The 15,648-nt window shown below is 48.7% G+C and carries 11 protein-coding genes; 10 read left to right on the top strand and 1 reads right to left on the bottom strand.

The window, feature by feature from the left end; translation table 11 throughout:
* The first annotated feature begins 177 nt into the window (after positions 1–177).
* Genes G459_RS28635 through G459_RS0126015 form a run of 5 tightly spaced genes read left to right on the top strand, consistent with a single transcriptional unit; the run spans position 178 to position 6,734 of the window.
* Complete coding sequence (locus tag G459_RS28635; protein WP_051315443.1) at positions 178–1,266, top strand: glycosyltransferase family protein; 1,089 nt, start codon at positions 178–180, stop codon at positions 1,264–1,266.
* Positions 1,263–2,444, top strand: coding sequence for a hypothetical protein (locus G459_RS0126030; protein ID WP_026970198.1), 1,182 nt, complete (start codon positions 1,263–1,265; stop codon positions 2,442–2,444). Before G459_RS28635 ends, G459_RS0126030 begins: the two co-directional genes overlap by 4 nt.
* A gap of 3 nt (positions 2,445–2,447) precedes the next feature.
* Positions 2,448–3,455: a polysaccharide deacetylase family protein gene (locus G459_RS28630; RefSeq protein ID WP_051315442.1), complete on the top strand. Its 1,008-nt coding sequence runs from the start codon at positions 2,448–2,450 to the stop codon at positions 3,453–3,455.
* A 13-nt stretch (positions 3,456–3,468) separates the two neighbouring features.
* The gene (locus G459_RS0126020) at positions 3,469–4,284 is read left to right on the top strand and encodes a polysaccharide biosynthesis/export family protein (RefSeq protein ID WP_026970197.1); all 816 of its coding nucleotides are present in this window, start codon (positions 3,469–3,471) and stop codon (positions 4,282–4,284) included.
* A complete protein-coding gene (locus G459_RS0126015) occupies positions 4,281–6,734 on the top strand; it encodes a GumC family protein (RefSeq protein WP_026970196.1) in 2,454 nt (817 codons plus the stop codon). The genes G459_RS0126020 and G459_RS0126015 overlap by 4 nt, the downstream gene beginning before the upstream one ends.
* Before the next feature lie 305 nt (positions 6,735–7,039).
* Here the strand turns inward: G459_RS0126015 and G459_RS29300 are convergent, their stop codons facing one another.
* Positions 7,040–7,996, bottom strand: coding sequence for a CHRD domain-containing protein (locus G459_RS29300; RefSeq protein ID WP_051315441.1), 957 nt, complete (start codon positions 7,994–7,996; stop codon positions 7,040–7,042).
* Positions 7,997–8,378: 382 nt separating this feature from the next.
* On the opposite strand from G459_RS29300, the gene G459_RS0125995 reads away from it, so the two are divergent.
* The 5 genes from G459_RS0125995 (at position 8,379) to G459_RS0125975 (ending at position 15,463) form a co-directional block, all read left to right on the top strand.
* Complete coding sequence (locus G459_RS0125995) at positions 8,379–9,056, top strand: 3-keto-disaccharide hydrolase (RefSeq protein WP_026970194.1); 678 nt, start codon at positions 8,379–8,381, stop codon at positions 9,054–9,056.
* Between the two features lie 15 nt (positions 9,057–9,071).
* On the top strand, positions 9,072–10,421 hold the full coding sequence (locus G459_RS0125990; protein ID WP_026970193.1) for a Gfo/Idh/MocA family protein: 1,350 nt from the start codon (positions 9,072–9,074) through the stop codon (positions 10,419–10,421).
* A gap of 436 nt (positions 10,422–10,857) precedes the next feature.
* Positions 10,858–13,257, top strand: coding sequence for an ABC transporter permease (locus G459_RS0125985; RefSeq protein ID WP_026970192.1), 2,400 nt, complete (start codon positions 10,858–10,860; stop codon positions 13,255–13,257).
* Between the two features lie 195 nt (positions 13,258–13,452).
* Positions 13,453–14,133, top strand: a complete 681-nt coding sequence (locus G459_RS0125980; RefSeq protein WP_026970191.1) for an ABC transporter ATP-binding protein — start codon at positions 13,453–13,455, stop codon at positions 14,131–14,133.
* Positions 14,114–15,463 (top strand): TolC family protein, encoded by a 1,350-nt coding sequence (locus G459_RS0125975; protein WP_051315440.1) that lies wholly within the window; start codon positions 14,114–14,116, stop codon positions 15,461–15,463. Before G459_RS0125980 ends, G459_RS0125975 begins: the two co-directional genes overlap by 20 nt.
* Positions 15,464–15,648 lie beyond the last annotated feature (185 nt).

Genomic DNA, 15,648 nt, shown 5'->3' with positions numbered 1-15,648 from the left:
CATCCATCATCCCACATCCCTCATCCAACACCCAACATCCCACACCCAACATCCCACTTCCAAACCTCCAACCTTATACACCCTAAAAAACTCCTGTTCATCACCTGGGACTCGGATACCGGGAACTATCTGGAAACTCTGTTTTTCCCGATCCTGTCTGGCTTAAAGGTCCGGGGAGTGATTATCCCCCATGTCGTTCAGTTTTCCTGGGCGGGTCGGCAGGAGGTGGATCGGCTGTCGGCCATCGCAGCCCAGCTCGGGATAGCATTCTATCACTATCCCGTGTCCCGAAGTCCGCACCCTGCAATAGGTAGTCTGTTTGCAGTCTGGAAAGCGCGGACGCCGCTTGGCGCCCTGATACAGGAAAAAGGAATCGAGGTAGTGATGCCGAGAAGTACCATGCCCGCATGGATCGTGCTTAGGTTGCTTTCCCGGAGCCGTGCATTGCCCGAGATTATATTCGATGCTGATGGCCTGCCAATACAGGAGCGGATTGACTTTGCGGGGCTGAGAGAAGGGAGCCTAATGCACAGGTTTTTGTACAGCATAGAGAGCGCCATGCTGCGAAAAGCAGACAAGGTACTCGTTCGAAGCAACCGGGCGAAGGAGATCCATTTGGAAAATAATCCAAGTCTGGATCCTTCGAAGTTCTTTAAGGTCGGCAACGGGAGGGATGAGGCCCTGTTTTACGTTGATCACGCCGCTAAAGACATCCGGGCAAAACTAGGCATTGGGGAAGAAGAGCTGCTGCTTGTTCACTCGGGTTCCTTGGGTGGAGGCTATGAGTCGTCCACGATGTTTGACCTGCTGCAAAATCTGTATGAACGTGGGCTTGCCGTGAGACTTCTTCTGCTGACAAGAGATGAAAAAACTGCCAGAAACTTGGTGCCCGACTCGTTGCAATCACTCGTATCGGTAATTTCCTTTGAGTTTGAGAGTATCCCTGAGCTACTCAGGGCTTCCGATATCGGAATCTGTCTGCGGAAAAAGTCCAAGTCCATCGCAGGGATAGCCCCCATCAAGCTGGGGGAATATCTCATGTGTGGTCTCCCGGTGATCTATAGTGAGGGTATCGGGGACTTTGACAGCATGCTCTCAGACCTGCCTTTTGTATTTAGGATGGGCGAAAGCTACGACGCACAGGCGTTTTTGAATTGGCAGGACCGCATGCGGGGGGTAAACAGAGCGGAGGTGGGGGAATTTGGCAGGATGTATTTTTCCCTGGAGTCGACCCTGGATTCTTACCAAACTGCACTGAGTCGATGATTGGAATCTTGGACTGGGCACTAGTTGCCGGAAATGTCTTGGGTGCGGGGGCTTGGATCGTTTACCGTACCAAGGGCAATCCTGACCGGCTTTTCAAGTGGCTTTATCTCGCGCTGTACCTGATCCACCTGGTGATGGGGATTTATTTCTTTGACTATATCACCCAAAACGGTGGAGATTCGGTTTCTTACTGGCAGTTGCCGGGGTATTCTGAGCAGGGATTTGCCGGATGGATTGCGTATTATGAGTATGGCAGCTCCTTTGTCCAAACCGTAAATGCTCCTTTTGTTTGGGCTGGGGTTGGCTATCTGGGAGGTACTGCCCTCTACAACTTCCTGTCCTTTGTAGGGATAGGGTTGATTTACGAAAAAACAGGCACACTATTCCCTCAAAACAAGAGAGGCAGTTCCCTGGCTTTGCTCTTCTCCCTGTTGGTTTGTCTGTCTCCGGGCCTGCACTTTTGGAGCGGGGGAATCTCGAAAGAGTCACTTTTGATCGTGGCACTTGGCCTGGTGTATCGGTACTCCGATCGGGCGGACGCAAAGTCTCTGCTTCTGGCTTTCCTGGGCTTTTTTCTCGCGCTGCAGTCCAGGGTGGTTGTCGGCCTGGTGCTGGCTATCCCTTTCCTGGTCTTGGTACTTGCCAACCGTAACACTTCCCGGATGCTCCGCTTTGCAATTTGTGGCGTTACAGGCCTGATGTTAATGCATGGGCTTGTATTCCTGCAGCGCGCACTTTTTGGGGAAGACGAGATAAGTGTTCAATCCATCACTGAAGTGAGTGAGCAGCAGCTGGGATTTTTGGAGGGTTTCGGCGCCAACTCACAGATAAACCTGTCCGGGATGGGTTTCTTCGAACGTCTGTCTGCTATCCTGCTCAGGCCATTTCCCTGGGAAGCGGTGGACAGCCATACCTTGGTGTATTCCCTGGAAAATGCCTTCCTGATTCTGGTGGTCTTCCTTGGAGGGTATTATTTACTCAAAAGCAAAAGAATGATCCCGCTGCCGTTGCTCACCTTTTTCGTCGTTTCACTGATGATGATCGTCATTTATACATTTACCCTTAACAATTACGGCATAGTTTATAGGATGAAGTCCATTTTTTTGCCTTTTTTGTCTCTGCCTTTTATCTGGGCAACCTGTATTGGAATTGCGGATAGTAGAAAGTTTAGTGTTTAGGAATTGACGGCAGGTAGAATTATTATTTCTCTGGATTTTGAGCTTCATTGGGGGAGGTTTGACAAGTACGGATTAGCTCCGTATTTGGAATATTATCAAAATACCCTCGATGCCATTCCCCGTATTTTGGCACTTTTTGAAGAAAATGGCATTCATGCCACTTGGGCTACGGTAGGCAGTCTGATGGCCGAAAACCGGGAAGAATGGGAGACCTTCGCTCCACGGAAACTCCCGGAATTCAGACGGGAAAAATTCGCCGGTGTGCAATGGTACCGGGACAGTGACATCCAAGCCGAGCTTGGCCTTTTCGCCCCCCATCTTGTCAGACAGATACTTGATACGCCGTTTCAGGAGCTGGGGTCCCATACCTACACGCACTACTATACCGCTGTTGAAGGCGCAGATACCGAAAGCTTTGGCGAGGAATTGCTTTCTTCGAAAAGGATTGCCACGGACAAGTTTGGAGTAGATCTGAAGTCCCTTGTTTTTCCCCGAAACCAATATGATGGGGCCTACCTTAAAACTGCCTATGAGGCAGGCTATGAAGTGGCAAGGATCAATCCCCGGGACTGGTTTTGGAAAGCTTCGCCCACCGACTCTTTGCTGAAAAGGATTTTTCGAACCGGTGATACCCTGGTTCCTGTCGGCTACAGATCCAGCTTTGACCTCACTCACACCAGCACCGGGGAGATCGTAAAGATCCCTGCCTCGCGGCTGTTGAGACCCTATCGGGAAAACTCGATCTTCAACGAAAAGCGGATCTCACGGATCAAGGCTGAGATAGACCGGGCCTGCGCCATGGGGGAAGCGTATCATCTGTGGTGGCACCCACATAATTTTGGACATTTGCCGGAGGAGAATATAAAGGTATTGGGAAATTTGTTAAACTTCGTTCGGAACAAGATAGAATCGGGCCAACTGGTCAGTCAAACCATGTATGAATTTGCAAACTCATTGGATAAAATTTCATCTGAAAGCAGGGAAGGGGCACGTTTCGGTGCGAACAAATAAAACGGTGACTAGGATGAGGTCAATCTTGATGGCAAGTGTTTTTCTTGCGTTTATAGCCAGTTCCTGTATCAGCAACAAGCGAATCACCTATCTCCAAAATCTTCCGGGCAACCCGGAGATTGCCCTGGATGAGTATATTCCTTTTGCCGAAGTGGATTATCAGTACATCCTGCAGCCTTTTGATATTGTGGATATTGATTTTGCCTCCTCCGATGAAGAATTGACGCAGGCTTTTGAGTTTCAGGGCTCCAGATCAATGCGGCAGGGTGGCGGCGGAGGTGGCGGCGTCAGTGACCTGTTCTATTTTACCGGCTATTCGATTGACCAGACGGGGTTTGTCGAAATTCCAAAGTTGGGTAAGATCAAACTCGGCGGCCTGACTGAAGACGAAGCGGAGACGGTGGTGCAGGAAGCGATCAATGATTTCTTCAAAGAGGAAGTCTATGTCAAGCTGAGGATAGGGGGGATCCGGTTCACGGCCCTTGGCGAATTTTCCAACACCGGTACACAGATCATCCTAAAAAACCGCGCTACCATATTTGACGCGCTCTCCGTGGCCGGGGAGTCCAACATACTCGCCAAGAAAAACAAGCTGTTCATCATCCGCCAATACGACAAGGGGACGAAGATACACCAGATCAACCTCAATGACCGGCAGCTGCTGGCCTCGCCGTACTACTTTATCCAGCCCAACGACATCCTCTACCTCGAGCCAATGGCTATCCGGCAGTTTGGAAACGCAGAGAATCTTACGTCCTCCCTTGGCCTGATCATCTCTGTCACGTCTTCCATCATCCTAATTGTAGCGCTAGCAACAGGAAATCTATGATAGACGGGAAGCAGGATCTTTCAAAGTTTCAGGATGAGGTCAAGCCGATCGACATCAAGTACTACCTGATCAAGTATTCCAGGTACTGGCCCCTGTACGTCACTAGCATATTTCTGGGGCTGATCCTGACTTTTCTTTTTCACAGGTATGCCGTCGAAAGGTATGAGGTTCAGGGCTCCATCCTGATCAAGCAAAACTCAAGCCCGGAGATGAAGATCCTGGACAGGTCGAATATCTTCTCGGGCATGTACAATCTCGAGAACGACATCCTTCTCCTTACCTCAAGGAACTTGGCTGAAGCAGCGCTCAGCAAGCTGCATCTAGATGTCAGCTACTATGCGGCCACCAATATCAAGGAAGTGGAGATGTACGACCAATCCCCCATCCGCGTGGAGGTCGATCCTGATTTCCCGCAAATGGAGATGGGCGAGGTTACCTTTACCATGATTTCTGACAGTCAATTTGTGCTGACACAGGAAGAATCCGGCTTCTTTGACTTTCTCAACGCCAAACCTTCAGGGCAGGTAGATCAGACAATCCTGAACCGTTCCTACGGATTTGATGAACTGATCTCATCCGAGAACAGCCGTTTTACCATCCGCAAAACAAAAAACTTAAAGGCAGGGGACAGGCTGTCCTTTGTCATCCACAATCCTTCCCAGATAGCAGACTCTTATGCTGCTGCGCTTTCCGTCAGACCGGTGACTTCCTATGGTACCGTATTACAGATATCCATGGTCACCACGGTAGTGGATAAAGGAACGGACTATGTAAATGCGCTGATGGAATCTTACATCGAGTACAATCTTCGGGAAAAAAACCAGATGACCGAAAACACGATAGATTTCTTGCAACAGCAGCTTTTCATCGTGGAAGACTCCCTAAAATCGGTAGAACGGAAGATGTTGAACTTCAAGGTGAGCAACAAACTTCTCGACATCAATTCTGAATTTGGAGGCGTGCTCGGCAATATCCAAAATTTGGAAGACCAGATCCAGATCGTCGAATTCCAGTTGAGCTACTATAAATCCCTGAAAACCTATCTGGAGGAAAAAGGGAAGGACTATTCAGATATCCTGGCGCCTTCACTCGTGGGGATAGAAGATGGGATGCTCAACTCCCTGATCAGCTCCCTCATCGAAATATCCCTGCAAAGACGACGACTGCTTGCGGTGGTCAACGAAAACCACCCGAACGTAGCCGAGTTGGATGGGCAGATCTTAAAACTGCGGGAGAATATCTTCGAGAATATCAAGAATCTGGTAGAAAACACAGAGACCAGAAAGTCCCAGATGCTGGCTAAGCTGGATGATGAGGGGGTTGAATTTTCAAAGCTCCCCCAAGCCGAATCTGACTTCATGAGCCTAAGCAGGGAGTTTAAGCTGCGGGAAAACCTCTACAACTACCTGCTGGAAAAACAGGCTGAAGCGCAGATCGCCAAGGCATCAAACATCTCAGACAATTCGATCTTGGACCGTGCACGAAGGGGTAGCCAGATCTTCCCTAAAAAGTCCCAGAATTATGGGATGGCCTTTGGTCTGGGCTTGGCCCTTCCCTTGGCCCTGCTGCTCCTCTATCACTACCTGAATAACAAGATCGTGGACCAGGTTCAGCTAAAGAATGTGCTCAGGATTCCCCTGTTGGGCACGATTGGCTATAGCACCAAAGACACCAACTTATTGGTGCAGGAACATCCCAAGTCAATGGTGTCGGAGTCGTTCAGATCTCTCAGGTCGGCACTCTACTACATTGCAAGTGACAAGCCCTGTAAGAAGATATTGGTGACTTCTTCCGTTTCCGGCGAGGGAAAGACTTTCGTGAGCATCAATCTGGCATCAGCCATTGCAATGAGCGGGAAGAAGACCGTGCTGATAGGACTTGACTTGAGACGCCCAAAGATTTCCGAATATGTGGGAGTGGAAAGCAGCGTCGGGCTTTCAAATTACTTGGTAGGCAAGGCTGAACGCGCAGATATAGTGCTGAAGACGGGCTTTGACGACCTGTATATCGTGCCATCGGGTACGGTTCCACCCAATCCTGCCGAGCTTTTGCTCAAGGACAAGATGGACGAATTTATGAAATCCCTGGAGTCTGAATTCGAGGTGGTAATCATGGATACCCCGCCGATAGGACTGGTATCGGAGACCATGGACTTGATGCGTTTTTCCGATGTCAATCTGTACATCATCAGGCAGGACTTCACCCATAAACGCTATCTTTTGATGATCAACGATCTCTTTGTCAGTGATCAGGTCGACAATATATATGCGGTATTCAATGGCATGAAGGCCGGTTTGGATGTCTATGATTTCGGCGGATATAACTATGGGTATGGCTACAACTACTCCTATATGGGAAAGAGTGGGTATACCGGATCCTATTACAACAATGAAGACGGGGAGAAAACAGCGGGTTGGTTGAGCCGTCTGCTATCCCGATTCAGAGTTTAGCATACCTGACAAGCCTCTATCGAATCATTTCCAAAAAGATAGGTCTGGCCATTAGCCCATGAAACAGGATCGTTGTCACCCTGAGCACCTGACCAACGAGAGTTGGGAAGTTCGAAGGGTCCTCGACTCCTGTCACACTGAGCAGCTTGCCCGCCCTGGCGGGAAGTCGAAGTGTCGGACTGACACAATTTGGCTGCCCTAGAATCAAATCCGTCATTGGTAAGCGGAATGTTTCTTTCTACAAGGACTGCAAAAAACAAAGGCAACCACTCGGGTTGCCTTTATGCTATACCTGATTCTTATATTTAAAATTGTCCTCTGACCTCTCCCCCGGGGAAATTGTCCGAGTGTACATTCACGTAGGCGTTTCCGGTTCGAAGTGCCTCCTTGAGAATTGCCAAATCCCCTCCCAGTAGAAGACCCTTCAGCTGATCAGCTGTGATTGTCCCCTTCGCATATACCCCAGAGACGTTCCCTATCACCTTATCCATCCTGAGGTCGACTACTACCGGCCCGTTTGCTCCGGCCTTGGCGAGGTGGATATGTGAAAACCGTACATCCGATATCTGATTCAGATTGATTTGGAAATCCAGACTGCTGTCCATCGCGTCAAACTGAAAAATTGCAAGGCCTGATGCTTTTGAAGTTACCGACGGTACTTCGTTCTTCCCGTCAAGATGAACAACAAAGTTCTTGTTTAATTCGGGCAGTACCACACTTACCTGACCACGAATCTGTCCTCCGGGATTAGTGGCGGTATGGACATTTACGTAGATCAGCCCATTTTTCATATCCTCAACCAAAGCTGATAAGGGTTTACCAGCCAGAAAACCTGATAGATCACCTTCAGTGATAATCCCTTCGGCAACCACCCCATTTTCTAATCCCGATGGAGCTTGGGTTGGAATCAACGTGACCACCACGCCACCGTTGGTTCCGAAGGGAGCGCGGTGCAAATGCGCCATGGTGATTCCTGTAATATTGGCCACCCTAACTTCAAATTGAATCGCGCTGCCATCCTCCGTGACCGAGAGAGAAGCAGCCCCACTTCCGGGTGCACTGACGGGAACAACCTCTTCTGTACCCGTTAGAAAAGCACCAAATTCATTGGAATTGACTTTTCTGGCATTTTCGTCTCCCGCTATTGAGAGCTCTCCTGCCTTTTCTGAAAGGACAGGTTCCACTTCTGTACTTGATTGACAGGCAAAAGTAGCCCCCAAGATTGCCAGGGCGACTAGATTGGAATAGATCGTTTTTATCATAGTTATTTTGGTTATTGATGGGTTAAAAAGGCATAGCAAGGAATATACGAATAACCTGCTGAGCATGGACTTAGTTTTTTGATAATTAGGACGTTACGGGTGGTTTTTGTTTCTCGGATTTCCATTATTTTTTGTCGCCGTCCAAGACGCCACTTACGGCTTTTCGCTGTAATCCTTCCTATTTGCTTCCGATCAGCGTCTTTGGCAATTCTTCCTCGTGGCAAGGGTGCCATATGACTTAAGCATCTTTCCCGAAAAAATAATAAAACCTCCATTGGAGTAATAAATATTTTTAAAGAAGGCATTTGAGTGGAAAATAGCTGGAAAAGTCAAATTCTCGGTTAGTTTTGTGACTGACATAAAACTGTTTGACACTACGCTTATGCGAAAATTTAAACTGACACACACTTTTTTGGCAATGACGATTGCCGCTGCCTTGGGTTCCTGCAGCAGCCAAAAAGCAACTTCCGACAAAGGATTTACTCCCTTGTTTAACGGAGAGAACCTCGATGGCTGGGTAGGCAACAAGACCGCTTACCAAGCTCAGGACGGCATGATCGTCATCGATCCCAAGGGCACGGGCGGAGGAAATCTCCTGACCGAAAAGGAATACGGCGACTTCATCCTGAAGTTTGAATTTCAGCTCACCCCCGGCGCCAACAACGGATTGGGGATTCATGCGCCGCTGGAAGGAGATGCTGCCTATGTAGGCAAGGAAATCCAGATACTGGACAACGATGCCGACAAATACAAAGACCTCCAAGTGTATCAATACCACGGCTCAGTGTATGGTGTGATGGCCGCCAAACGCGGTTTCCAAAAGCCGGTCGGTGAATGGAATGTGGAAGAGGTGATCGTCAAGCATCCCAAGATCACGGTGATTCTGAACGGTGAAACCATCCTGGAAGGCGACTACCTGGAGGCAAGTAAAAACGGCACCCTTGACGGGAAAGAGCATCCGGGATTGCAACGCAGTAGCGGACATATTGGCTTTTTGGGCCATGGTGACGTAGTCCGGTTTCGAAACATCAAGATCAAAGAGTTAACATCAACCCATTAATCAATCTTATAAATCATGAGTAAGCAAATCCAATTTATCGATCGGAGAGACTTTGTGAAGAAAAGCGGCCTGGGAATCCTGGGATTGGCTTTGGCTCCGTCACTTTTGGCAAAGGCACAGGCAGGCGGACGACTCCGCACAGCACATATCGGACTGGGGGGTATGGGAATGGCAGACTTGGATGCCATCTCTTCTCACTCAATGGTCGACGTGGTGGCACTTTGCGACGTAGACAGTGCGGCCATGGCCAAAGCGAAGGCGCTGCATCCCAATGCGAAGACCTACGCGGATTACAGAATCTTGCTGAAAGAGTTGGAAGACGAAATCGACGCGGTAATCGTATCTACTCCCGACCATACGCATGCTCCGGCATCGATGATGGCGATGAAGATGGATAAGCCTGTTTACTGCCAAAAGCCGCTCACGCACCACGTCTCCGAGGCGAGGGCAATGAAGAAGTTGGCTGAGAAAAAGAACCTCGTTACCCAAATGGGGATTCAGGTTCACTCGTTCTACGATTATAAATTGGCCACGCTGCTGATTCAGTCTGGCATCATCGGCAAAGTGCATACCGTTAGAGCTTGGTCTCCAAAAGATTGGGGCTTTGATGGTCCCGAGCCAACAGGAAGTGATCCGGTACCGGCCACACTTGACTGGAATCTATGGCAGGGAACTGCCCCGGAGCGTCCATACAAGGAAGGTTACTATCACCCAGGCAACTGGAGAAAAGTAATGGATTACGGTTGCGGTACACTCGGCGACATGGGTGTCCACATCTTTGACACGCCATACAATGCGCTGGAACTGGATGTGCCGCGTACGATCATCAACGAATGCCGTCAGCCAACCGGCTTTGGTTTCCCTGCAAATAATGTCGTGACCTATGAGTTTCCGGGCACCAAGCATACTGCAGAGACGTTGAAGTGGGTATGGTACGATGGAATCGGCGCTCCTGCAGCCCATGAAGATTTGATGCTTCCAAACGGTGACGAATTGCCGGATCAGGGCGCGATGTTTATGGGGGAAAAAGGGCGATTGTTGTTGCCGCATTTCCAGCAGTTGCCAAGAAAGATTGTTGATGGCAAGTATGTGGAGATGGACATCGAGTCGTTCAACCTGGGTGCGCCGGTGAAGGATTACGATGGCGAAAGCAAGAAACACTACCACCAGTTTGTCGACGCATGTCTGGGCAAAGGGGAGTGTAGCGCGCCGTTCTCTTATGCTTCCCGATTGACCGAGACGATCTTGCTGGGTGTGATCGCGGGCCGTTTCCCAAATCAGACCTTACACTGGGACAGCAAAAAAGCCAAGTTTGCAGAGAAGGAAGCCAACGAGTTTCTGGACGGGAAGTATCGTAAGTTCTAAGTTTAAGTACAAAGTACCATGTACTAAGTACAAAGTAGAACGTCATCGCGAATGAGGAACGAATGAAGCGATCTCTTGGTAGCGACAACAGCGACGGAACACCGCACCTTGCGGCTGATGACTGAAAACTGCGACTGGATACTGATCACTGAATACTGAACACTGCGACTGGCTACTGAACAGTGCCTACTGTTTCGTCCGCTGGCGAACAAAAATGTTCGAGAATTGTTCCGCTTAAAAATTAGAAAAATGCCTCTGGAGCTATTTCAGAGGCATTTTTTATTGGCATAATAGTGGAAAAGAAGGAATGATCAAAGAATGGTGACGAAAGCCTGAAGACCGAAACTGATGTATAAACCGACACGGAACTGACAGAGTTGAAAACGATGGCAATTTTACAACCTTCCAATTTTTCAATCTTCCAATCCGACAAACCATGTGGAAAAATTACCTTAAGATATCTTTTAGAAACCTGAAGAAGCGAAAGCTTTACACAGGCATTAACTTGCTGGGGCTGACCATTGCATTGGTCAGCTTTTTTGTGATTTCGCTCTACATCCATCATGAATGGAGCTATGACCGAATGTATTCCGGTGCAGACCGGATCTATAAATTCAACCAGGAATTTGTCTCCGGTGGCGAGCGGCAACTGGTCAGCAGTACGCCCTCGAAGTTGGTTCCTACGCTGATAGAGGAGTTTCCGGAGGTGGAGACAGGCACCTTGGTTTTTGATCTGAGCATGTTTTCTTCTGTACTGGTCGATGCCGGGGAGGGTAATCAGGAAGAATCCCGGTTTGCCTTTGTAGATGAAAATTTTTACAAAGTATTTGATTTCGAAATACTCGCAGGGCAGAAGGGAAGTCTTCTCAACGAGCCCAATCAAGTCGTCTTGACAGAAGAAACTGCAAAAAGATACTTTGGATCAGCTCAGAATGCCGAAGGCAAGTCGCTGAAGATAGACGGGAAAGAATATCAGGTGACCGGGGTGATGGAGGATTTTCCAAGCAACAGCCACCTGGATTTTGACTTCTTGGCTTCGTTCAAAACCCATCGACATGGCAAGAATCCGGAATGGTCACCCAGCAACTATTACAGCTATGTGAAATTGCGTCCTGATGCGGACCTGAGTGCATTTGAAGCGAAGCTTCCCCAGTTGGTCGAAAAGCATCTCGGGGCAGAGCAGAAAGAATACGGCTTTGAGACGGCCTTCTATACCCAACCGGTGACCAACATCCATCTCGGTGATCAGACGCTCGGTTCCATTAAACCCGGCACAGATGTCAAGTATCTCTACATCTTTGGCATCGTAGCGATCCTCCTGATTGCAATCGGTATCATCAACTACGTGAATCTCGCGACCGCCGAAGCTACCGAGCGCAACAAAGAAGTGGGGCTGAGAAAGGCGATGGGAGCCGATCGCAGCCAACTTTTCGGTCAGTTTATCTCCGAGTCGATGATCTTGACCATCGGAGCAGCAGTGTTGAGTTTGCTGATCATCTATCTGATAGCACCCCAGTTTATCAAACTCGGCGGCGTGCCATTGGATTTGACATTGCTCTATTCGGTACGTGGCATGATGCTCTTGGCGGCTTTGGTGCTGACCACGGGTCTGTTGGCTGGCATGTATCCCTCGGTCATCCTGTCGGGATTGGAGCCGATCAAAGCCTTGGGCAACAAAGTGAAGATAGGAGGGGGAGCCTGGGTGAGAAAGTCGCTGGTGGTCTTTCAGTTCTTCGTTTCGATGGGCTTGTTGATCGCGACTTTTGTGGTCAAATCCCAACTGGAATACATGCAGGAAGTCAATCTGGGCTATCAGCGTGAGCATGTGTTGGCGTTACCGTATCATTACAATATGCGCAAGTCGATCGAAACCGTGAAGCAGGAAATGCTGCGGACAGGTTCTGCTGAATCCATCGCTTTGGCAGCGGACATGCCGATCCATATTCAGGCTGGGTATACGATCTTTCCGGGAGGAGACAATCAAAAGGAGTTTATGATCAAGGGCTATTCGGTAGACAAAGACCTGGTGAATACGATTGACCTGACGATCTTGGCCGGAGAAAACTTTGCGGAGAGAGATCTGTCCCGGGAGGCTGCGCACGACTCCTCGATGGAATTTCCGGTGATCTTGAATGAGGCTGCACTCAGCCAATTGGGCTGGAGTCCGGAGCAGGCTGTTGGGAAAAAAGTGAACTATGGAGGTTCGACGGCTTATGTGAAGGCTGTAGTCCGCGACTTCTATTTCAATTCTCTTCATCACAAAGTAGAGCCACTGGGTATCTTCCTGGATCCAGAGCAAGCCAACGTGCTTCTGGTAAGAATCCCAGCTGGAAATCCGGCAGAGCATCTGGCGATTTTGGAAAGTACCTGGAAGAAGATGGTCCCCGACAGACCCTTCAACTACAAGTTTGTCGATCAGGAATATGCACAGCTCTATCGCTCTGAGGAGCGGGTAGGGACTATCTTTGGTTTGTTCTCCGGCATCGCGATCCTTATCGCCTGCATGGGATTATTTGGATTGGTGTCTTATGTCGCACTGAGAAGAACCCGCGAGATTGGCATCCGCAAGGTATTGGGAGCAACCCAAACGGACGTACTTGGTGTGCTTTCGGCTGATTTTGCCCGACTGCTGGCAATATCTGCCGTACTGGCAACAGGATTTGGGATATGGTTTAGCGGTGTCTGGCTGGAAGCTTTTGCCAACAGGACAAGCGTCGGGCTGTGGCCGTATCTGAGCGCGATCTTGGTAGTATTGCTTTTGGCAATGATCACCATCGGCTACCGAAGCTGGAAAGTCTACACACTGAATCCTTCCAATACATTAAAAAGCGACTAAATGTGGGATGCTTGGTGACAGATGTTAGATGTAGTCAGACCTCTAAGATGGAGTAAGAACTTTGTTGATTGACTTTATGGAAATTAAAAAAAGATCAACCTCTGACCTCCCAACTTCCAACTTTCAACCTCCGACCTCCAACTTCCCAACTTAAAATTTTACAATCTTTCAATTTTACAATCTTCCAATAGTTTAATGATACAGTTAAAAGAAATAGATAAGTACATCGAATCGCGTTTTCAGCGTGTATTTATCCTCAAAGGAATCCACCTGACCATCAAGGAAGGGGAGTTTATCACGCTCATGGGCCCTTCAGGAGCGGGCAAATCCACGCTTTTGAATATTCTCGGATTGCTCGATGAAGATTACGAAGGAGAGTACTTTTTCGGAGAGCGAAATATCCGGCTCATGCGGGACAGAGACCGCTCCAATCTTCATAAAGGCGAGTTTGGCTATATCTTTCAGGCCTATCATCTGATTGACGAGCTGACTGTCTATGAAAACATCGAGACGCCTTTGCTGTATCGAAATGTCTCCTCCGGCGAGCGTAAAAGTATCATTGCTGATTTGCTGGACAGATTCAATATGGTTGCAAAGAAAGATCTTTTCCCGGCGCAGCTTTCGGGAGGTCAGCAGCAATTGGTGGGGATTGCACGGGCGATTGCCGGTAAGCCAAGAGTTTTGCTCGCAGATGAACCTACCGGCAACCTGCATTCAGCTCAGGCAAAAGAAATAATGGAAATATTCAAAGAATTGCATGCGGAAGGGACGACCATCATCCAAGCGACCCATGCGCGGGAAAATGCCGATTTCGGCACCCGATTAATCACTTTAGTAGACGGAAGAATTGAAACTGATGAAGCTATCGCCTCTTAATATTGCACGGATCGCCTTGATTGGAAGCTTTTTCACGATCGGCAACCTACAGGCACAAGATACCATCCCACTGAATTTTGAAGCGGCGGTGGATCTTGCGCTTACCAAAAATCTGGAATACCGAATCCAGGAAAACAACATGGCCATTCTCAAAAAAGAGAAGCAGGTGGCCCTGTTTTCCCATTTCCCCAACGTCGGAGTAAGCTCTAACTTCAGCCGACAGTCCGGACAGCAGTTTCAACAGGTTGAGGGTGAAATCGTGGTGACCAACGTGACCAATGAGATCGTCAGTGGCAATCTGAACGTCAACTTACCGCTGTTCAACTCCGGAAGGAGAATCCTTGATACCCAGTCAGCCCAGCTTGCCTTGGAAGCGGGAGAAAAAGGCCTGAACCGCGCCAAGCAACAGGTGATCTTTGACGTGTCCAGAAGATATCTTCAGGTGCTGCTGGATCAGGAACTGTTCCGGATTGCCACTCAAAATTTGGATGATCAGAAGCAACAGTTGGTTCAGATTGAAGGATTTGTGGATGCGGGCTTGCGGACGATTTCGGACTTGTACAATCAGCAATCCGAAGTGGCAAGGCTTGAATCGGTCAAGGTAGATGCCGAGATCCAACTCGAGAATGATTTATGGCTTTTGACAGAATACCTGCAACTGGCGCCGGGAGTGGTGCCCAAGATTGAGGCCGTTGATCCCATCCGGGAGACCAGTTCGTTTGTGGGGATGGACATGACGCAGCTCTATGAGGTGGCTAAGTCCAACCGTGAGGACTTGGGTCAGCAAAGTCTTTTGGCCACTTCCTATAAAAAGGACATGCAGGCTGTGAAAGCCATGTACTATCCGAGGTTGAATGCTTTTTACAATTACAACACGTTTTTTACCTCCTTGGATGAACGCTCGCTTCAAGAGCAGTTTTTGAAAATTTATCCTCAGAATACGTTGGGCATCGGTCTGGCGATTCCGATTTTCAACAATTTTCAGACCCGATTGGATGTAACCAGAAGCAGAGCTGCGTATGAAAATCAGCTGCTGCAAAAAGAATCCACCGAGCGGAAAGTATATCAGGAAGTGAAGCTTTCGTACCAAAACTACCTCGCTGCAGTGCGCAAGGAGAAAAATTCACAAGTGCAGGTGCTGGCAGCGGAAGAGGCCTTTAAGGCGGTAAACGAACGGTTTAGATTGGGGCTTTCCAGCTTTGTGGATATTTCCACCGCCAACCAGACAATGGTGCGAGCGCAGTCAGATCAAGCCCAAGCTGTATTCACGCTCTATTTCCAGGAGATCCTGATGAACTTCGCTTTGGGTACGCTCGAGATCGATGATTAACTATCCGCTACCTACCTATTAACATAAAGGATCAGAGACCACGGAGGACAGGTTCGAACAAAAGTTTACTTTGTGTCTTTGTGTTGAGAAAAGAGATAACGCGAAGCCTGTCAAACACAAAGGATCAAAGAAAACAGAAGAGGAGTTCGGCGGAAGCTCTGGATTATTTCGTGTCTTTGTGTTGA

The organism is Algoriphagus terrigena DSM 22685, assembly GCF_000429445.1.
GTDB lineage: Bacteria > Bacteroidota > Bacteroidia > Cytophagales > Cyclobacteriaceae > Algoriphagus > Algoriphagus terrigena.
Note: the sequence above shows the minus strand (reverse complement) of the source record. Positions and strands in the feature narration are given on the sequence as shown.

Bases quoted from the DNA above. Each gene is read 5' to 3' on its own strand.
- G459_RS0126015 (WP_026970196.1), top strand. From the start codon at position 4,281: ATGATAGACGGGAAGCAGGATCTTTCAAAGTTTCAGGATGAGGTCAAG.
- G459_RS0125995 (WP_026970194.1), top strand. From the start codon at position 8,379: ATGCGAAAATTTAAACTGACACACACTTTTTTGGCAATGACGATTGCC.
- G459_RS0125985 (WP_026970192.1), top strand. From the start codon at position 10,858: ATGTGGAAAAATTACCTTAAGATATCTTTTAGAAACCTGAAGAAGCGA.
- G459_RS0125990 (WP_026970193.1), top strand. From the start codon at position 9,072: ATGAGTAAGCAAATCCAATTTATCGATCGGAGAGACTTTGTGAAGAAA.
- G459_RS0125975 (WP_051315440.1), top strand. From the start codon at position 14,114: ATGAAGCTATCGCCTCTTAATATTGCACGGATCGCCTTGATTGGAAGC.
- G459_RS0126020 (WP_026970197.1), top strand. From the start codon at position 3,469: ATGAGGTCAATCTTGATGGCAAGTGTTTTTCTTGCGTTTATAGCCAGT.
- G459_RS29300 (WP_051315441.1), bottom strand. From the start codon at position 7,996: ATGATAAAAACGATCTATTCCAATCTAGTCGCCCTGGCAATCTTGGGG.
- G459_RS0126030 (WP_026970198.1), top strand. From the start codon at position 1,263: ATGATTGGAATCTTGGACTGGGCACTAGTTGCCGGAAATGTCTTGGGT.
- G459_RS0125980 (WP_026970191.1), top strand. From the start codon at position 13,453: ATGATACAGTTAAAAGAAATAGATAAGTACATCGAATCGCGTTTTCAG.